The sequence below is a fragment of the Streptomyces sp. BBFR25 genome (genome assembly GCF_044590125.1).
Lineage (GTDB): Bacteria > Actinomycetota > Actinomycetes > Streptomycetales > Streptomycetaceae > Streptomyces > Streptomyces canus_D.
This window is the reverse complement of record NZ_CP172447.1, coordinates 1273780-1291773: the sequence shown is the minus strand read 5'-3', so window position 1 is coordinate 1291773 and position 17994 is coordinate 1273780. Positions and strand designations below refer to the sequence as shown.

Below are 17994 nucleotides of genomic sequence, written 5' to 3'. Positions count from 1 at the left end.
AAGAGAAAGGCAGGACCACCCACATGCTCCGACTGGGCATCGACGTCGGCGGCACCAACACCGACGCCGTCCTCATCGACGGCGACCGGGTGCTGGGCGCCGTGAAGGCGTCCACCACGGCCGACGTCACCGGCGGCATCGTCACCGCCATCGGCGACCTGGGGCAGGCCACCGGCTTCGACCCGGCCGCCGTCCACGCGGTGATGATCGGCACCACGCACTTCATCAACGCGCTGGTGGAGGGCGAGCGCCTGGCGCAGACCGCGGCCATCCGGTTCGGGCTGCCCGCCACCCGCGCCCTGCCCCCACTGGTCGACTGGCCCGACCGCCTGGTCACCGCGATCGGCGGCCACAGCCATCTGTGCCACGGCGGACACGAGTACGACGGCAGCCCCATCGCGGACTTCGACGAGACCGAGTTCCGCGCGGTCCTGGACCGGGCGGTGGCCGCCGGCGCCACCTCCTTCGCGCTGTCCTCCGTCTTCTCCCCGGTCAACGCGGAGTTCGAGACCCGCGCCGCCGAGATCATCGCCGAGCAACTGCCCGGGGCCCCGGTGAGCCTCTCCCACGAGATCGGCCGCATGGGCCTGCTCGGCCGGGAGAACGCCACCGTCGTCAACGCCGCCCTGCGCGGCCTCGCCGACCAGGTGGCCACCGGACTGCTGCGCACGGTCGCGGAGGCGGGCATCAACGCGCCGGTCTTTCTCAGCCAGAACGACGGCACCCTGATGGACGTCGACTACGCCCGCCGCTACCCGGTGGCGACCTTCGCGTCGGGACCGACCAACTCCATGCGCGGCGCCGCGTTCCTGTCCCGGCTGCCGTCCTGCGCCGTCGTCGACATCGGCGGCACCACCAGCGACGTCGGCATCCTCCAGCAGGGCTTCCCGCGCGAGGCGTCCACGGACGTCAACGTGGCCGGCGTGCAGACCAACTTCCGCATGCCCGACGTGCTCTCGATCGGCATCGGCGGCGGCAGCCACGTCGTGCACCAGGCGTCCGGCACCGCCGTCGGACCCGCCAGCGTCGGCTACCGGCTCGCCCAGGAGGCCCTCGTCTTCGGCGGCACCCGCCTGACCGCCACCGACGTCGCGGTGGCCGGCGGCCGCGCCGAGGTGGGGGACGCCTCGCTCGTCGCCCACCTCGACAAGAGCGCGGTGGACGCCGCCCTGCGCGTCGTCGACGACCGGCTCGCCGAGGTCGTCGACCGGATGCGGGCCTCCGCCGAACCGGTGCCCGTCGTCGCCGTCGGCGGCGGCAGCATCCTGGTGCCCGACGACCTCGCGGGCGCGTCCCGCGTCGTACGCCCCGACCACTTCGCCGTGGCCAACGCCATCGGGGCGGCGATCGCCCAGGTCGGCGGCGAGGTCGACCGGGTCTACTCGGTCGTACCGCAGCAACGCGACACCGTGCTCGACGAGGCCCGTCAGGAGGCCGTCGACCGAGCGGTGGCCGCCGGAGCCCGGCCGGGCTCCGTCGAGATCGTCGACATCGAGGAAGTACCGCTGGCCTACCTGCCGGGCAACGCCACCCGGATCCGGGTCAAGGCCGTCGGAGAGCTGAGCCTGGGAGGCCCCCGTGCGTGAGATCACCGCCGACCACCTGCCCGACCTCGCCCGCGGGGCCGCCGTGCTCGGCACCGGAGGAGGCGGCGACCCGTTCGTCGGCCGCCTCCTCGCCCAGCAGGCGCTGAAGCGGAACGGTCCCGTCACCCTCCTCGACATCGACGAGGTCGACGACGGTGCGCTGATCGTCCCGACCGCCTTCATGGGGGCGCCCACGGTGATGCTGGAGAAGCTCCCCTCGGGCGACGAGATCATCGGCGCCATGCGGGCCCTGGAGGAACTCCTCGGCCGCAAGGCCACCCACACCGTCTCCATCGAGGCGGGCGGCCTGAACTCCATGACGCCGTTCGTCGCCGCCGCCGAGACGGGCCTCCCGCTGATCGACGCCGACGGCATGGGGCGCGCCTTCCCCGAACTGCAGATGCTGCTGCCGACCCTGGGCGGCGTGCAGGCCTCCCCGATGGCGCTCGCCGACGAGCGCGGCAACTCCGTCACTCTGCGCACCGACGGCAACGCCTGGGCGGAGCGCCTCGCCCGCGCCGCCACCGTCGAGATGGGCTGCAGCGCGGCGGTCAGCCTGTACGCGCTCACCGGCCGCCAGGCCAAGGACCACCTGGTGCCCGGCACCCTGACCCTGTGCGAGCGGGTCGGCCGGGCCATCCGCGAGGCCCGCGAGGGCCACGAGGACCCGGTGGCGGCGGCGTCCGGTGTCCTCGGCGGCCGGACGGTCTTCACCGGGAAGATCGGCGACGTGCAGCGCACCACCACGGGTGGCTTCGCCCGCGGCACCGCCCGGCTCACCGGCCTCGACGCCGACAGCGGGTCCGCGCTGGAGCTGTCCTTCCAGAACGAGAACCTGGTCGCCACCCGCGACGGCGAGGTCGTCGTCAGCGTCCCCGACCTGATCTGCGTCCTCGACACCGACTCCGGCGAACCGGTCACCACCGAGACGCTCCGCTACGGCCTGCGGGTCAGCGTCCTCGGCGTGCCCTGCGACCCGCGCTGGCGCACCCCCGAGGGCCTCGCCCTGGCCGGGCCCGGCTACTTCGGCTACGCGCACGAGTACGTCCCGTTCCGGGGCGCCGAAGTGTGATGATCGAAGGGTGACCCGCACATCCGCCGAGGCCCCCTCGCCCGTGCCTCCTGCGCCGCTGACCGCCGCGCGGGTGCCGGCGCTGGCCGCCGGGGCGATGCTGCTCGGCTCCGGCGGCGGGGGAGAGGTGGCCACCGGCGCGCTGCTGCTGCGCCGCGAGCTTGCCGGGGCGCCGGTGCCGCTGGTTCCCGCCGACAGGCAGGCGCCGGACACCCTCGTGGTGCACGCCGGGCTCGTCGGCGCTCCCGACGTCCTGGCCGAACGGCTCGCCGACCCCGAGGACTTCGCCCACGCCGTACGCACCGCCGCCGAGGTGGCGGGCGGGCCGGCGGGCGCGGTCGGGGTCATCGAGATCGGCGGCCTCAACGCCGTCGTCGCCGCGGTCGCCGCCGCCCGGCTCGGCCTGCCGCTCGTCGACGGCGACCTCATGGGGCGGGCCTTCCCCCGCATCGACCAGACCGTGGCCGCCGTGGCCGGTGTGGACCCGGCGCCGCTCGTCCTGGTCGGCCCCGGCGGGAACACCGTCGTCGTCCGGGAGTGCTCACGCCGACTGGCCGAACGGCTGCTGCGCGCCAACGTCCTCGCCCTCGGCGGGGCCGCCGCCCTGGCCGTCCACCCCCTGCCCGCCGCCCGGCTCGCGGCGATCGGGGTGCGCGGCTCCGTCTCCGCCTGCCTCGGACTCGGTGACCGCCTCCTCACCGCGCGGGACGCGGGCGGCACGCCCGAGGGGCTGGCCGGCACCCTGGGGGCCGAGCTGCTGGCGGTCGGCCGCGTCGAGGAGATCGTCCCCCGACAGGACCTGACCCCCGGCTGGGCGACCCTCACCGACGGACGCACCGGTGCGGTGGTCCGGGTGGACCTCCTGGACGAGTACCTGGCCGTCACGGTCGACGGCGTCACCCGGGCCGCCGCCCCGCAGATCATCGCCGCCGTCGATCCCAGCGGCCGCCGCCCCCTGCGCGCCGATCAACTCCGCACCGGCGGCCGCCTGATCCTGCTCGGCCTTCCGCCCCTGCACACCTGGCCCTCAGACGCGGAACCCCTGGTCGGCCCCACCGCCTTCGGCCTCGACCTGACCCCGCGCCGCGGCGCCTCCCGGTCGTGGGTTCCGTCGTGACCGCCGCGTTGGTCGTCGGCGACCTGCTCCGCCCGGGCGGCGGCTTGGCCGTGCTGCGCCCTCCGGTGCTGCGTGCGTGGTCGGTCGGGGTCCGCCTTCGGTGTCGGCCTGGCTTCGCTCTGCGTCCTGGTGCCGCGCCGCGGGGCCATTCGGCCGTGGGTTCGGTCGTGACTGCCGCGTTGGTCGTGGGTGGTCTGCTCCGCCCGGGCGGCGGCTTGGCCGTGCTGCGCTTCCCGGTCCTGTGTGCCTGGCCCTCCCGGGCGGGGTCACTGGGGGACCCGACCGTCTTCGGGCTCGGCCTGGCGGCGCCCACGGGTGCGGTTCTGCCTCGCGGCGCCTTCCGGTCGTGGGGTCCGTCGTGACCGCCGTGCCGAGCGTCGCCGACCTGCTGGCCGACCCGCTGCTCGGGGGCGCCCGCACGCTGGCCGGACACGCCGGGCTGGGGCGGCCGGTGCGCGATGTCACCGCCTACCGCGGCGTCCTCGCCCCGGTCGACGGCCACCTGGTGCTCTGCGCCGCGGCGGACGCCACCCCCGCCTACCGGCTCGACGCCCTCGTCCGCCGCGCCCAGGAGGCCGGCGCGGCGGCGCTGTGCGTGACCGCCGACGACACGGCCAGGCCGCCGCTGTCCGCCGTACGACTGGCCGACCGGCTGCGGATCCCCGTGCTGTGGGCCGCCACGGACGACCCGTTCGGGCTCGCCCTCGACCTCACCCTGCGGGTCCGTGCCCCCGAGGCGGCCCGGGCCCGCACCGTCGAGAACCTGCTCCGCCGGCTCGCCACCCGCACGGAGGGACCGGAGCTGATCGCCGCCGCCCGCACCGTGCTCGCCGCCGACGTCAGCCTCGTCACCCCCGACGGCGGAGCCATCGTCGGTGACCCGGTGGTGCCGGACGCCCTGCGCACGCGGCTCGCCGTGCCCCAGCGCGTCCCCGGCCTGCTGGCCCACCCCGTGCACGCCGTCCCGCTCGCCGGGCACCTGCCGGGCGGCACCGCGCCGGTCACCGCCTGGCTGGTGTGGTCCTTCGAACGGGCCGACGAGGACCGCGCCGACACCGTCGCGCTGGGCCTCGCCCTGCTCGAACCCTTCGTCCGGTCCTGGCTCGCCGGAGCGCGCACCCGGGCCGACCACGACGGCGCCGTCCGCCGCCGCCTGCTGGCGGAGGTCGTCACCGGCCGGGGGACCGTCAGCCGGGAGGTCGTCGAGCAGGCGGTCGCCCTGGGCTGGCGGCTGGAGGACTGGCACGTGGGTCTGGCCGTGCGCGCCGAGGAACCGCCCGCCGCGGACCGTCCCGACACCGTCCCCGCACCGCTGCTCGCCGCCCTGTCCCGGCACGGCGTCAGCACCCAGGCGGTGGCGGAGGGGGACGGCGACTGGGCCCTGTGGTCCAGCAGCGGGCCCCGGCCCGCCGACGACGAGCCCCGGCTGCTGCTGCGCCGGGTACGCCGGGCGCTCGCCGAACTTCCCCCCGGCTGGCGGCTGGTGGCCGGCATCGGCAGGCCCCGCCAGGGTCCCGGCGGCCTGGCCGACACCCTGACCGAGGCCCGCAACGCGGCACGGCTCGCGGCTGCCCGGAACGTCCGGCCGTCCGTGGAACACACCGACGAACTCGGCGTGGGCAGACTGCTGGCCGCCTGGCAGCAGTCCGACATCACCCGCGCCTTCGCCGAGACCGCGCTCGCCCCGCTCGGCGGCCCCGAGCACGCCCATCTGCTCACCACCTTGCGGGTCTTCCTGGAGCACGGCGGCTCAGCCGCCGCCACCGCCCGCGCCCTCGGCCTGCACCGCAACACCGTCGCCGCCCGGCTGCGCCAGGTCCGCGAACGGCTCGGCGTCCCGCTGGACGACCCCAGCAACCGGCTCGCCCTCCAGATGGCCTGCCGTGCAATGACCGCCCCCTGACCCTGAGCCCGGTCCGAGCACCTGCGGACCGTCAGGACGCGGCGGCCTCCGGCTCGGCCTCCGGCGGCTCCTTCTCCCGTCCGCCGGGATGCCGGTGCCGCCAGATCCAGAAGACCGCGCACGACAGCAGCGCCCACCCGCCCAGCACCAGGAACGGGAACGCGTGCTGGTGGCCCTGGAAGTACACCGCGGTGTGCTGGGCGTTGACCGAGGCGCCGGGCGGCAGCCACCGGCCGATCACCCCCAGCGGCGACGGCAGCAGCGGCCAGGACACCGCGCCGCCCGAGGAGGGATTGCCGATGATCACCATCAGACCCCAGGTCGGCAGCATCGCCCACCGGCCGAACAGGGTGTTGAACATGGTGAAGACCATGCCGGACACGAACATCGTGAGCGCCAGGATCAGCCACGACTCGGCGAACGGCAGGTCCACCGCGCCCAGCAGCCAGTCCACCGCGGCCGCGATGACGAACCCGCCGAGCAGCGCGTAGGCCGCCGTGAACAGGATGCGCTCGAACGGGGTGAGCGCCCGCGCGTGCACGCTCAGCTGGATCGCCCCGACGAAGCCGATGATCACGGCGGCCAGGGAGATGTAGAAGATCGCCAGCCCGCGCGGGTCACCCTGCTGAAGGGGGTTGACGTCCCGGACGGTGACCTGGACGCCGACCTTCTTCCCGACGGCCGGTGCCGTCTGCCCGAGCAGCTCGGCGACCGACGAGCCGGAGGCGCCGGACACGTCGAGGACGGCGTACCGCCCGTCGTCGTGCAGCTCGAAGACCGCGAAGACCTCCTGCTGTTCGACCGCCTCGCGGGCCGCGGCGCGGCTCTCGTAGGGATGCACCCGCACCGAGGTGTCCAGCGCCTTCTCCAGGCCGTACAGGAAGGCCCGGCCGCCCGCCTTCTCGTAGGAGCCGACCACGGCCGTGGGGATCAGGCGCGGCGTCGGGTTCGCCATCGAGTAGGTGTACGAGCCCGCGAAGAGGCCCGCCGCGGCCGCGAGGATCAGCACCAGCACGGTGGCGGGCCAGAACGGCGACTGCCGGAACGCGGACCACCGCCCGCGCACCGGCGGGCCGCCGTCGGCGTCCTGTGACATGTGAGCCATGTCCGGCGGGGTCAGGCGTGGACCAGCGGCGTGTCCACGAGGTGTTCCGCCACGAACCACGCCTGGAGTTCGTTGGTGCGTACGACCTCGGAGACCAGCAGGTCGTTGGTGCCGTCGTCGCCGTACTCCTGGGTGCGGGCCGCCGCGTCGTGGCACTCCGTCAGGATCAGCTCGTGCGCCTCCAGCAGCCGCGAGAGCATCGACGGCACCTCCTCCACCCCGTCCGGCGGGCGCGGCACGGTGGTGATCTCGGCGACGTGCCGGGGGTCGCCGACCGCGACGCCGCCGAGCGTCTGGACGCGCTCGGCGACGGTGTCGATCAGCTCCAGCTGCTCACCGGCGTGCTTGTCCAGCAGCAGGTGCAGTTGGTAGAACGTCGCCCCGCGCATGAGCCAGTGGTACTTCTTGTACAGATCGTGGAGGATCCGGGTGTCCGCCAGGACCTTGTTGAGCCGTTGGCAGGAGTAGAGCCGGGTCTCCATGGTCAGGGCCACGGGGAACTGCTTGACGGTGCCGAACTCCTGAATGGTCCGGCCCTTCTGGTGCAGCCAGGGCTGGCTGCCGTCCGACCGGTGCTCCGCGGACGACGAGGGCTTCGGCTTCGGGGAACTCACGCCTGGACTCCTTCCGGAGAGGACTGAAGGGTGGGCCGCCGCGATACCGCCGGCCCCGGTCCCCCCGCGACAGTCGACCAGCCGTACGCCCGGCCCGCAAACGGTGAGGGTTGTCCGGGCCATCGCTCCCCGCTCAGGGACGGCCCGGCCCGAGAGTGCTTTTTCACCGGCGTGCGCGTGCCGCCCACGCCGACCGAGCCGAACCGGTCGCCACCGGCGGACGAGGCGGCCTTCACCGGACGTCCGGTGCGCGTGGGCGTAACGGGCTTCAAAGCCGAGATGTTCACAGCGAGTTGGGCCGGGCGAGGTGTGAACGGGGGGTGGACCTGCGCATCATCTTGACATGAACCTGCGGTCCGAGGGGCGGGCCGCATCCTCATGGAGGTGTGGGAATGCACCGCAGACTCGCCACCGGACTCACCGCCGCGACCCTGGCCGTGACCACCGTCGTCGCCACCGCCGCGGCCGCCGACGCCGCTCCCGCCGACAAGGCACAGGTCCTCGCGAGCTGGACGCAGACCAGCGCGTCCAGCCACAACGCCTGGGCCGCCGCGCGGGCGAACCAGGCCGCCTGGTCCGCCTACGGCTTCGACTGGACCACCGACTACTGCTCCTCCTCGCCGGACAACCCGTTCGGCTTCCCCTTCAGCACCTCCTGCGCACGGCACGACTTCGGCTACCGCAACTACAAGGACGCGGGCACCTTCAGCGCCAACAAGTCCCGGCTCGACAGCGCCTTCTACGAGGACCTCAAGCGCGTCTGCGCCGGTTACGGCGGCGCCACCAAGACCGCCTGCAACAGCACGGCCTGGACGTACTACCAGGCGGTGAAGGTGCTCGGCTGACGAGCCCGGCCGGGCGCCGGAGCCGACGTCGCCGCCGCCAGCGCGGCCGCCGCACTGGCGATGCCCAGGACGGCGCCCGCGGCGACGTCACCGGGGTAGTGCACGCCGGTGTGGACCCGGGAGTAGCCGACGGCGCTCGCCAGCGCTCCGAGCGGTACGGCGGCCTCGGGCAGGACGACGCCGACGGCCGTGGCGAACGCGACCGCCGCGGCCGTGTGCCCCGACGGGAACGACGCCGACGCGGGCATCGGCACATACCGGTCCACCGTCACCCGCGCCGCCTCCCGGTCCGGACGGGCCCGGTGCACCAGGCGCTTGCCCAGCAGGTTCGTCGCGGCCGACGCCACGGCGACCGCCGCCACGCCGACGAGCGCCGCCCGCCGCGCCCGCGCACCGCTCAGCGCGAGCGCCGCGGCGATCCCGAGCGAGAGCTTCGAATGGTCCGCGGCGTGGGACAGGCGCCGCAGCGCCCGGTCGAGCGTGGGTGTGGACGTGGCGGCCACCGCCGCGTACAGCGCGCCGTCCACGGCACGCAGCTCCCCGAGCACGGCCGCGAGGGCGCGCCGGGGCGCGGACCCGGGACCGGGGGGCGGCCCGAGCGGGCCACGGGTGACGTCGTCGGCGTGGGTCGGCCGGTTCATGGGCTCCTGCTCCGCGGGGAGACGGGACCCGGACCATGCTCGTCGTCGACGGACCCGGCGGCGCGTGGGCGGGGCCCGTCCGGGGGACGCCGAGTGGGTACGGGGCCCGGTCCGGGCGGTGCGGTCCGGCCGGGCAGGCGTCCACGCGGCGGCGGGCCGCCGGCCGGCCCGCACGGGGTCGGCCGACGGCCCGGTAGGGCGGCGGTGGGTCAGTCCGCGGCCTTGAAGCCCCGCAGACGCAGGCTGTTGCCGACGACGAAGACGGAGGAGAAGGCCATGGCCGCCCCGGCGATCATCGGGTTGAGGAGTCCGGCGGCGGCGAGCGGCAGGGCGGCGACGTTGTAGGCGAAGGCCCAGAACAGGTTGGACTTGATGGTGCCGAGGGTCCTGCGGGCCAGCCGGATGGCGTCGGCGGCGGCGCGCAGGTCCCCGCGGACGAGGGTGAGGTCGCCCGCCTCGATGGCGGCGTCGGTGCCGGTGCCCATGGCGAGCCCCAGGTCGGCCTGGGCCAGCGCGGCGGCGTCGTTGACGCCGTCGCCGACCATCGCCACCGAACGCCCCTCGCCCTGGAGGCGCTGGACGACGTCGACCTTGTCCTCGGGCATGACCTCGGCGATCACGTGCTCGGGAGCGATGCCGACCTCCGCGGCCACGGCCTCGGCGACGGCCCGGTTGTCGCCGGTGAGGAGGACCGGCGTCAGGCCCAGCGCCCGCAGCCGGGTGACGGCCTCGGCACTGGTGTCCTTGACCGCGTCGGCCACCTCCAGGACGGCCCTGGCCTCGCCGTCCCAGGCCACGGCGATCGCGGTGCGGCCGGCCCGCTCCGCCTCGGCCTTGCTCCGGGCCAGGTCGGCGGGCAGCTCCATGGCCCACTCGGCGAGCAGCTGCTCGCGGCCCACCAGGACGGCGTGGCCCTCGACGACGCCCTGGACGCCGAGACCGGGCACGTTGGCGAAGTCCTCGGGAGCGGGCAGGGTGCCGACCCGTTCGGCGGCGCCCGCGGCCACCGCCCGCGCGATCGGGTGCTCCGAGGCGTGTTCCAACGCCCCGGCCAGCCGCAGGACTTCGGCCTCCTCGGTGCCTTCCGCGGTGTGCACGGCGAGCAGTGTCATGCGGCCGGTGGTGACGGTCCCGGTCTTGTCCAGGACGATGGTGTCGACCTTGCGGGTGGACTCCAGGACCTCGGGACCCTTGATGAGGATGCCGAGCTGTGCGCCGCGCCCGGTGCCGACCATCAGCGCGGTCGGAGTGGCCAGCCCCAGCGCGCAGGGGCAGGCGATGATCAGTACGGCGACGGCGGCGGTGAACGCGGCGGTCAGCCCGGAGCCGTTGCCGATCCAGAAGCCGAGGGTGGCCAGCGCGAGTGCGATCACGACGGGGACGAAGACACCGGAGACGCGGTCGGCGAGCCGCTGGGCGGCGGCCTTGCCGTTCTGGGCGTCCTCGACCAGCCTGGCCATCCGCGCCAGCTGCGTGTCCGCGCCGACCCGCGTCGCCTCGACCACCAGCCGACCGCCCGCGTTCACGGTCGCACCGGTGACCCCGTCGCCCACGCCGACCTCGACCGGCACCGACTCTCCGGTGAGCATCGACGCGTCGACGGCCGAAGTGCCCTCGACGACCGTGCCGTCGGTCGCGATCTTCTCACCGGGGCGGACCAGGAAACGGTCGCCGGCCTTCAGGTCCCCGACCGGGATCTGCTCCTCGCGCCCGCTCCGCAGGACCGTGACGTCCTTGGCGCCCAGCTCCAGCAGGGCCTTCAGCGCGGCGCCGGCCGTGCGCTTGGAACGGGCCTCGAAGTAGCGCCCGGCGAGGATGAAGGCGGTCACCCCGGCCGCGGCCTCCAGGTAGATGTTCCCGGAGCCGTCGCCGCGCGCGACGGTCAGCTCGAAGGGATGGGTCATGCCGGGCGTGCCCGCGGTGCCGAGGAACAGCGCCCACAGCGACCACAGGAACGCCGCCGACGTGCCGACCGAGATCAGGGTGTCCATGGTGGCGGCGCCGTGCCGGGCGTTGGTGAACGCGGCCTTGTGGAAGGGCCAGGCCGCGTACGTCACCACGGGCGCCGCCAGGGTCAGGGACAGCCACTGCCAGTACTCGAACTGCAGCGCCGGCACCATCGCCATCGCGATCACCGGGACCGCCAGCACCACCGCCGTCACCAGCCGCTCCCGCAGGGGGCGCAGCTCGTCGCCGGTCTCGGTGCCCTCCGGCCCGGACTCGGACCCGGTGCGCACCGGCTCGGGTTCGCGGGCCGTGTACCCGGTCGCCTCGACCGTGGCGATCAGCTCCGGGACGGACACGTCACCGGCATAGCTGACCTTCGCCTTCTCCGTCGCGTAGTTGACGGTCGCGGTGACCCCGTCCATCCGGTTGAGCTTCTTCTCGATCCGGGCGGCGCACGAGGCACAGGTCATGCCGCCGATGGCGAGTTCCACCTCGGCCGGTGCGCTGGTGCTACTGGTGGTCATGGCTGCTCCTGATGCGGGGTCGTCGGCCGGGACCCGGCGTCGCGGGTCCCGGCGGTTCGGCGGGGGAGTGCGGGTCGGTCAGACGCGGCCGGTCAGCTCGTAGCCGGCCTCGTCGACCACCTCGGCGATCGTGGCGTCGTCCGGCTCGGCGGTGGCGGTCACGGTGACCCGGCCGGTGTCGAGCTGGACGTCGACACCGGTCACACCGTCCAGCTCGCCGATCACCCGGGTGAGCGTCGCGGCGCAGTGACCGCAGCTCATGCCGGCGACGGCGTAGGTCGCGGTGACGGGGGAGACGGCGGGAGTGGTGACGGTCGAGGACATGGCTTCCTCCGGAGGGTCGCGGAACGTATACGGGGCGGGGGTATCCGCCCGGCGAGGTCCATGTATACCCCTGGGGGGTAGGCAAAGCAAGTGTCGGAGCGACTTGACTCGGTACCCCCCAGGGGTATGGTGAAGTGCATGAGGAGGTCTCCGTGCGACCCGGAGCCCCGCAACTCGAGGAGACGACCGTCATGCACACCGGACTGAGGATCACCGCCTTCGCCGCCGCTCTGGCCGCGACCTTCGGCACCGCCTACGGCGTCGGCACCGCAGTGGACCCGATCGTGGCGGACGGCGCACCCGCGCCCCACGACGAGCACGACGAGCGGGGCGGCCCGGGTGAGCCGACCGCGCGGCCGGAGGAGAGCGGCGGCCACGAGAACTCCCCGGCCGGCGGCCTGCGGATCTCCGAGGGCGGCTACACCCTCGACCTCGCCACCCCGCGCGTCACCGCCGGTCAGCGCACCGAACTGCGCTTCACGGTCCGGGACGCGAGCGGCGAGCCGGTCACCGCGTACCAGCGGGAGCACGACAAGGAACTCCACCTCGTCCTGGCCTCACGCGACCTGGTCACCTACCGCCACCTGCACCCCGCCCGTGCCGCCGACGGCACCTGGAGCACACCCGTCGACCTGCCCGCGGCGGGCGGCTACCGGGTCTTCGCCGACTTCACCCCGGCGGGCGAGTACGCGCAGAACCTCACCCTCGGCGCCGACCTGGCCGCCTCCGGCCGCTACGAACCGGCGCGGCTGCCCGCCCCGAGCAGCACGGCCCGGGCCGACGGCTACCAGGTCGAACTCGCCGGTTCCCTGCGCCCCGGCAAGGCGAGCGAGCTGAAGCTGAAGGTGACCCGCGACGGCGAACCCGTGGGCGACCTCCAGCCCTACCTGGGCGCCTACGGCCACCTCGTCGCCCTGCGCTCCGGAGACCTCGCCTACCTCCACGTCCACCCGAACGGCGAACCCGGCGACGGCACCACCGAGCCCGGCCCGGAGATCTCCTTCACGGCCACAGCGCCCAGCGACGGCACCTACCGCCTCTTCCTGGACTTCCGGCACGGGGGCGAGGTCCACACCGCGGCGTTCACCGTGCGCGCCGCAACGGCGTCGGACGCGCCGCACACCGCCCCGACCACGACGCCGGACCACACCGACGGCCACGGGCACTGACCGGCACCCCCGCCGGGCCGTCAGGCCGTGACGACCCGGACTCCGGCCTCCTCGAACCCGCGCACCAGCTCCGGGTCGGCGGCGCCGTCCGTCACCAGCGTGTCCACCGACCCGGTCGCGCAGATCCGGGCGAACGCCCGCCGGCCCAGCTTGCTGGAGTCGGCGGCCACGACCACCCGCTCGGCGCGCTCGCACAGCAGCCGGTTGATCGCGGCCTCCGCCTCGTCGTGGGCCGCGGCGCCGTGCGCGACGTCGAAGGCGACGACGCCCAGCACCGCCACGTCGAGGGTCACCTGCCCCAGTACACCGTCCGCGAGCGGCCCGATCAGCTCGTACGACTGCGCCCGGGCCACGCCGCCGGTCACCACGATCTTGAACTGGGGCCGGACGGCCAGCTCGTTGGCGATGTTGAGCGCGTTGGTGACCACGGTCAGCGCGGGCGTCCCGGAGGCCAGGTCGGCGCGCACGGCCAGGGCCCGCGCCACCTCCGTGGTGGTCGTGCCCCCGGTCAGTCCCACCGCCTCACCGGGCGCCACCAGAGCGGCGACCGCCTGCGCGACGCGCTGCTTCTCCGAGGCGCGGCGGGCGGTCTTGTAGCGCAGCGGCAGTTCGTACGACACTCCGTGGACGACCGCGCCACCGCGCGTGCGCACCAGCATCTGCTGCTCGGCGAGCCGGTCGAAGTCGCGGCGGATCGTCGCGGCCGAGACCTCCAGCTCGGTCGCCGCCTCCTCGACGTCCAGCCGGCCGCGCTCCACGAGCAGTTCCAGCAGCGCCTTCCAGCGGGCGTCGCGCGACATCCGCGCCTCCGTTCCTCGACCCCGCCGACCCTAGCGCACCGCACTCTTCCCCAGATTGCTTGATAGTGCTCGAAAGATCCCTATACCTTGCAGGAACAATCAGTCCGGGTGCGGGGAGTGTGCGACATGACGTATGTCGAGGACGAGCTCAACAGCCAGCCCGCATGCTGGACGCGCGCCGCGGCCGAGGCGGCGCGCCACACGGCGGCGCTGCCGACGGCGGGGGAGCGGGTGGCGATCATCGGCTGCGGCACCTCGTACTTCATGGCGCAGTCGGCCGCGGCGCTGCGCGAGGAGGCGGGCCTGGGCGAGACGGACGCGTTCGCCGCCTCCGAGTTCCCACGGGGACGGGCGTACGACCGGGTCGTGGCCCTCACCCGCTCCGGCACCACCACCGAAGTGCTGGTGCTGCTCTCGGAGCTGAAGGGCCGCACCCGCACCGTCGCGCTCACCGCCGACCCCCGGACCCCCGTCATGACCGCCGCCGACGACGTGGTAGTCCTCGACTTCGCCGACGAACGGTCCGTCGTCCAGACGCGGTTCGCGACCACCGCGCTCACCCTGCTCCGCGCCCACCTGGGCCTGCACACCGAGGCCGTCGTCGCCGACGGCCGCACCGCGCTCGCCGCCGAGCTGCCCGAAGGGCTCGTCGAGTGCACCCAGTTCACCTTCCTCGGCCGGGGCTGGACCGTCGGACTGGCCAACGAGGCGGGCCTGAAGATGCGCGAGGCCTCGCTGTCCTGGACGGAGGCCTACCCGACGATGGAGTACCGGCACGGCCCCATCAGCATCAGCACCGCGGGCACGGCGACCTGGATGTTCGGCGAGGCGCCCGAGGGCCTGGCCGAGCAGGTCGCGCGGACCGGCGCGACGTGGGTGGCCGGTGAACTGGACCCGCTGGCCGAACTGGTCCGCGCCCAGCGCCTCGCCGTCGCCGTCTCAGCCGCCCGCGACCTCGACCCGGACCGCCCGCGCCACCTGACCCGCTCGGTCGTCCTCGCCCCCTGACACCCGCCGTACGTCCGCGGCCTGGTGCAGCAGACGGCCCACTCCCAAGGTCTCTGGATCGAGGCCGAGTCGGGGGGGGGCTCCCCCTCTTCGCACTACTCCTTGACCGCCTTCAGCACCACGAACTTCCGGTCGCTCGCCACCAGCCGGCTGTTGCCGAACAGGCGCCGCAGCTTGACGTGGTAGCCCAGGTGCCGGTTGCCGACCACCCACAGTTCACCGCCGGGGCGCAGCACTCGCCGCGCCCCGGTGAACATCCGCCACGCCGTGGCGTCGGTCGTCGCCTGGTGGGAGTGGAACGGCGGGTTGTTGAGCACCAGGTCGACACTGCCGTCCGGCACCCCGGCCAGCCCGTCGCCGACCCGGAACTCCGCCCGGCCCGCGGCGTCGTTCGCCCGGCCCGCGGCCTCGTTCGCCCGGTACGTCGCCCGGGCCGAGGCGACGGCCTGGAACGACTCGTCGGTGAACAGCAGCTCCGCGTCGGGATCGGCCAGCGCCACCGCCGTACCGACCACACCGTTGCCGCAGCCCAGGTCCACCACCCGCCGGAAGGCTCCGGGCTCCGGCAGATGCCGGAGGAAGAAGCGGGTGCCGATGTCGAGCCGGTCGGCGCAGAAGACCCCGGCGTGGTTGACGACGGGCCTGCCGGCGAGGAGCGGTCCGACGTCCTCGGGGAGCCGGTAGCCGAGCGGCCAGGGGTTGGGGGGCCGCCGCAGCGCGGGATCGGGCTCGGCGAAGATCAGCCGGGCCTTCCGCACGGCCGGCGAGGTCCGGGTCGGGCCGACGATCCGCTCGAACAGCCGGAGCGTCGAGGTGTGGATCTCCTTCACCATCCCGGTGCCGACCACGACCGTGCCCTCGTGCAGCGACGGCGCCAGCCGAAGCAGCTGGTCCTCCAGCAGCGCCAGGCTCTTCGGCACCCGCACCAGCAGCACGTCGACGCGGTCCGGCGGCGGGTCCTGGGTGGTGAGCAGGCGCACCGAGCCCGGTTCGGCACCGCTGCGCTCCAGATTGAGCCGCGTCGCCTCGCGCGTGAGGTGCGAGTCGGTGATCTGCACCGGCCGGTGCGCCGCCAGTGCCGTCACCAGCGCTCCCCAGCGGTCGCCGACGACCACGACCGCGCCGTCGAGGGGGACCTGCCGCTCCGCGAGGTGCCCCAGCAGGTACGCGTCGGAGGCGTCCCAGGCGCGGAGCCTCTCGCGCGGGTCCTCGGGGAAGCGGGACAGCGCGTGCTCGCCCCAGGGCGTCGTCAGACGGTCGCTGCGGTCGCTGCGGTCGCTGCGGTCGCTGTGGTCGTCGCTGTCGTTCGTGCTGCGGTCGTTCATCGTTGCTCCAGGCTAGCCGAGCCGCAGCTCAGCGCCCCTCCCGCCCGGGAGGCCGGGCGCGGAGGCAGGATGGGGACATGGACGCCGAGCTGTTCCCCAGGACCCGGGCCGAGACCGCGCCCGGCGCCGTCCACGTCCCGGACTGGCTGGCCCCGCAACGGCAGCGCGAGCTGCTGACCGCCTGCCGCGCGTGGGCCCGCCCCCCGGCCGGACTCCGCACGGTGCACACCCCCGGCGGCGGCACCATGACCGCCCGGCAGGTCTGCCTCGGACGGCACTGGTACCCGTACGGCTACGCCCCCACCGCCGTCGACGGCGACGGCGCCCCGGTCAAGCCCTTCCCGGCCTGGCTCGACGGCCTCGCCCGCCGCGCGGTGACCGACGCGCTCGGCCCCGAAGCGGTGGCCCGGGAGCCGTACGACATCGCGCTGATCAACTTCTACGACGGCGACGCCCGGATGGGCATGCACCGCGACGCGGACGAGCGCTCCGAGGCCCCCGTGGTCTCCCTGAGCCTCGGCGACAGCTGTGTCTTCCGCTTCGGCAACCCCGAGACCCGCACCCGCCCCTACTCCGACACCGAGCTGCGCAGCGGTGACCTGTTCGTCTTCGGCGGCCCCTCCCGGCTCGCGTACCACGGCGTGCCGAAGGTGCACCCGGGCACCGCGCCGCCCGAGTTGGGGCTCGCCGGGCGGCTGAACATCACGCTCCGGGTCAGCGGGCTCTAGGCACCCCGTGCGGACGGATCATGGGAGACTCCCCCTCATGAGCGGCAAGGCGGACCCCCGGGCGGCGGGGGAAGGGACCACCTCGAGGACGCGGCTGGACCGGGGGCGCGGTGCGCTCGGACCCGCGTTGGAGCTCGTGCACACCGGACGCGCCCCCACCAGGGCCGTCCTCACCGCGGAACTGGGCGTGACCCGGGCCACGGCCGGTGCGGTCGCCGCCGAGCTGGAGGCGCTCGGCCTGATCCGGGTGGACGCCAGGCCCGGCGCGGCGGCAGGTTCCCAGGGCCGCCCCTCGCACCGTCTCTCGGTCGCTGAGGACGGGCCGGTCGCCCTCGCCACGCAGATCCACGCCGACGGTTTCCGCGCTGCCCTGGTCGGCCTCGGCGGCCGGATCGTCGCCACCGCGCCCGGCTGCGAGGTCGTCGACGCCGACCCGGCGAAGGTGCTGGGCTCGGTCGTCGAGGCGGGCACGGAACTCCTGCGGGAGACCGGGCGGCGCTGCGTCGGCGCCGGACTCGCCGTGCCGTCCGCCGTCGCGGAACCGGACGGCCTGGCCCTGAACCCGCTGCACCTGGCCTGGCCCGCGGGCGCGCCCGTGCGGGAGATCTTCGCGCAGCAGGTGCGGGCGGCCGGCATCGAGGGACCCGCCTTCGCCGCCAACGACGTCAACCTCGCCGCCCTCGCCGAGCACCGCCACGGCGCCGGACGCGGCGCCCGGGACCTGCTGTGCGTGGCCACCGGCCACCGCGGCGTCGGCGGTGCGCTGGTCCTCGACGGCCGTCTGCACACCGGCAGTTCCGGGCTCGCCCTGGAGGTCGGCCACCTCGCCGTCAACCCCGAGGGGCGCCCCTGCCACTGCGGCAGCCGCGGCTGCCTGGACGTGGAGACCGACCCGCTGGCCTTCCTCACGGCGGCCGGCCGCGAGCCGGGACCGGAGGTGTCCCTGCTCCAGCAGTCCTACGACCTGATCCGCGAGCACTACGCCGACCCGGCCGTCCGCACCGCCACCGAGACCCTCATCGACCGGCTCGGCCTGGGCCTCGCCGGTCTGGTGAACATCCTCAACCCGGACCGCATCATCCTCGGCGGACTGCACCGGGCGCTCCTGGACGCCGACCCCGAGCGGCTGCGCGCGGTCGTCGCCGGGCGCAGCCTGTGGGGCCAGAGCGGCGGGGTGCCGATCCTGCCCTGCGGCCTCGACCACAACAGCCTGGTCGGCGCCGCCGAACTGGCCTGGCAGCCCGTTCTGGACGACCCGCTGAGCATGCCCGGGTAGGCGGCCGAAC

At 74.7% G+C, this 17994-nt stretch carries 16 protein-coding genes; 9 read left to right on the top strand and 7 right to left on the bottom strand.

All coding sequences use genetic code 11. The annotated features are described in order from the left end of the window. Positions 1 to 23: 23 nt before the first annotated feature. From ACGH52_RS05710 to ACGH52_RS05695, 4 genes are all read left to right on the top strand, one after another. Positions 24 to 1586, top strand: coding sequence for a hydantoinase/oxoprolinase N-terminal domain-containing protein (locus ACGH52_RS05710; RefSeq protein ID WP_121703906.1), 1563 nt, complete (start codon positions 24 to 26; stop codon positions 1584 to 1586). Next, a complete protein-coding gene (locus tag ACGH52_RS05705) occupies positions 1579 to 2658 on the top strand; it encodes a DUF917 domain-containing protein (RefSeq protein WP_121703905.1) in 1080 nt (359 codons plus the stop codon). Before ACGH52_RS05710 ends, ACGH52_RS05705 begins: the two co-directional genes overlap by 8 nt. A gap of 10 nt (positions 2659 to 2668) precedes the next feature. After that, the gene (locus ACGH52_RS05700) at positions 2669 to 3775 is read left to right on the top strand and encodes a DUF917 domain-containing protein (protein ID WP_121703904.1); all 1107 of its coding nucleotides are present in this window, start codon (positions 2669 to 2671) and stop codon (positions 3773 to 3775) included. A gap of 358 nt (positions 3776 to 4133) precedes the next feature. Then, entirely contained in the window at positions 4134 to 5678 is a 1545-nt protein-coding gene (locus tag ACGH52_RS05695; protein WP_399938005.1) for a helix-turn-helix domain-containing protein, read from the top strand. 31 nt (positions 5679 to 5709) lie between these two features. Here ACGH52_RS05695 and ACGH52_RS05690 read toward each other — a convergent pair whose 3' ends face one another. Both ACGH52_RS05690 and ACGH52_RS05685 read right to left on the bottom strand, forming a co-directional pair. Beyond that, the gene (locus ACGH52_RS05690; RefSeq protein WP_399938003.1) at positions 5710 to 6783 is read right to left on the bottom strand and encodes an ABC transporter permease; all 1074 of its coding nucleotides are present in this window, start codon (positions 6781 to 6783) and stop codon (positions 5710 to 5712) included. Positions 6784 to 6794: 11 nt separating this feature from the next. Beyond that, complete coding sequence (locus tag ACGH52_RS05685) at positions 6795 to 7397, bottom strand: Dps family protein (RefSeq protein ID WP_121703902.1); 603 nt, start codon at positions 7395 to 7397, stop codon at positions 6795 to 6797. Between the two features lie 392 nt (positions 7398 to 7789). Between ACGH52_RS05685 and ACGH52_RS05680 the strand changes: the two genes are divergently transcribed. After that, positions 7790 to 8242 (top strand): phospholipase, encoded by a 453-nt coding sequence (locus ACGH52_RS05680; RefSeq protein WP_121703901.1) that lies wholly within the window; start codon positions 7790 to 7792, stop codon positions 8240 to 8242. Here the strand turns inward: ACGH52_RS05680 and ACGH52_RS05675 are convergent. From ACGH52_RS05675 to ACGH52_RS05665, 3 genes are all read right to left on the bottom strand, one after another. Further along, entirely contained in the window at positions 8215 to 8883 is a 669-nt protein-coding gene (locus ACGH52_RS05675) for a phosphatase PAP2 family protein (protein ID WP_210976043.1), read from the bottom strand. The two genes, ACGH52_RS05680 and ACGH52_RS05675, sit on opposite strands and share 28 nt — an antisense overlap. A 209-nt stretch (positions 8884 to 9092) precedes the next feature. Beyond that, positions 9093 to 11354 (bottom strand): heavy metal translocating P-type ATPase, encoded by a 2262-nt coding sequence (locus ACGH52_RS05670; RefSeq protein ID WP_399938000.1) that lies wholly within the window; start codon positions 11352 to 11354, stop codon positions 9093 to 9095. 78 nt (positions 11355 to 11432) lie between these two features. After that, positions 11433 to 11678, bottom strand: coding sequence for a heavy-metal-associated domain-containing protein (locus ACGH52_RS05665; protein WP_076973119.1), 246 nt, complete (start codon positions 11676 to 11678; stop codon positions 11433 to 11435). A gap of 191 nt (positions 11679 to 11869) precedes the next feature. Here ACGH52_RS05665 and ACGH52_RS05660 point away from each other — a divergent pair, with 191 nt between their 5' ends. Then, positions 11870 to 12847, top strand: coding sequence for a hypothetical protein (locus tag ACGH52_RS05660; RefSeq protein WP_399946643.1), 978 nt, complete (start codon positions 11870 to 11872; stop codon positions 12845 to 12847). A gap of 20 nt (positions 12848 to 12867) precedes the next feature. Here the strand turns inward: ACGH52_RS05660 and ACGH52_RS05655 are convergent, their stop codons facing one another. Further along, positions 12868 to 13647, bottom strand: coding sequence for a DeoR/GlpR family DNA-binding transcription regulator (locus ACGH52_RS05655; protein ID WP_059297417.1), 780 nt, complete (start codon positions 13645 to 13647; stop codon positions 12868 to 12870). A 126-nt stretch (positions 13648 to 13773) separates the two neighbouring features. Between ACGH52_RS05655 and ACGH52_RS05650 the strand changes: the two genes are divergently transcribed. Continuing rightward, positions 13774 to 14655 carry an SIS domain-containing protein gene (locus ACGH52_RS05650; protein WP_399937998.1) on the top strand — a complete coding sequence of 294 codons (882 nt, stop codon included), beginning with the start codon at positions 13774 to 13776 and terminating at the stop codon, positions 14653 to 14655. A 95-nt stretch (positions 14656 to 14750) separates the two neighbouring features. On the opposite strand, the gene ACGH52_RS05645 is transcribed toward ACGH52_RS05650, so the two are convergent. Then, positions 14751 to 15980 carry a methyltransferase gene (locus ACGH52_RS05645; protein ID WP_399937996.1) on the bottom strand — a complete coding sequence of 410 codons (1230 nt, stop codon included), beginning with the start codon at positions 15978 to 15980 and terminating at the stop codon, positions 14751 to 14753. 77 nt (positions 15981 to 16057) lie between these two features. Between ACGH52_RS05645 and ACGH52_RS05640 the strand changes: the two genes are divergently transcribed. Both ACGH52_RS05640 and ACGH52_RS05635 read left to right on the top strand, forming a co-directional pair. Next, a complete protein-coding gene (locus ACGH52_RS05640; RefSeq protein ID WP_398345755.1) occupies positions 16058 to 16708 on the top strand; it encodes an alpha-ketoglutarate-dependent dioxygenase AlkB family protein in 651 nt (216 codons plus the stop codon). A gap of 37 nt (positions 16709 to 16745) precedes the next feature. After that, positions 16746 to 17984: an ROK family protein gene (locus ACGH52_RS05635; RefSeq protein WP_399937994.1), complete on the top strand. Its 1239-nt coding sequence runs from the start codon at positions 16746 to 16748 to the stop codon at positions 17982 to 17984. The last annotated feature ends 10 nt before the right edge of the window (positions 17985 to 17994 follow it).

Coding starts and splice junctions, on each gene's coding strand:
- ACGH52_RS05710 (WP_121703906.1), top strand. CDS start 24: ATGCTCCGACTGGGCATCGACGTCGGCGGCACCAACACCGACGCCGTC.
- ACGH52_RS05690 (WP_399938003.1), bottom strand. CDS start 6,783: ATGGCTCACATGTCACAGGACGCCGACGGCGGCCCGCCGGTGCGCGGG.
- ACGH52_RS05680 (WP_121703901.1), top strand. CDS start 7,790: ATGCACCGCAGACTCGCCACCGGACTCACCGCCGCGACCCTGGCCGTG.
- ACGH52_RS05675 (WP_210976043.1), bottom strand. CDS start 8,883: ATGAACCGGCCGACCCACGCCGACGACGTCACCCGTGGCCCGCTCGGG.
- ACGH52_RS05670 (WP_399938000.1), bottom strand. CDS start 11,354: ATGACCACCAGTAGCACCAGCGCACCGGCCGAGGTGGAACTCGCCATC.
- ACGH52_RS05665 (WP_076973119.1), bottom strand. CDS start 11,678: ATGTCCTCGACCGTCACCACTCCCGCCGTCTCCCCCGTCACCGCGACC.
- ACGH52_RS05660 (WP_399946643.1), top strand. CDS start 11,870: ATGCACACCGGACTGAGGATCACCGCCTTCGCCGCCGCTCTGGCCGCG.
- ACGH52_RS05655 (WP_059297417.1), bottom strand. CDS start 13,647: ATGTCGCGCGACGCCCGCTGGAAGGCGCTGCTGGAACTGCTCGTGGAG.
- ACGH52_RS05650 (WP_399937998.1), top strand. CDS start 13,774: ATGACGTATGTCGAGGACGAGCTCAACAGCCAGCCCGCATGCTGGACG.
- ACGH52_RS05645 (WP_399937996.1), bottom strand. CDS start 15,980: ATGAACGACCGCAGCACGAACGACAGCGACGACCACAGCGACCGCAGC.
- ACGH52_RS05640 (WP_398345755.1), top strand. CDS start 16,058: ATGGACGCCGAGCTGTTCCCCAGGACCCGGGCCGAGACCGCGCCCGGC.
- ACGH52_RS05635 (WP_399937994.1), top strand. CDS start 16,746: ATGAGCGGCAAGGCGGACCCCCGGGCGGCGGGGGAAGGGACCACCTCG.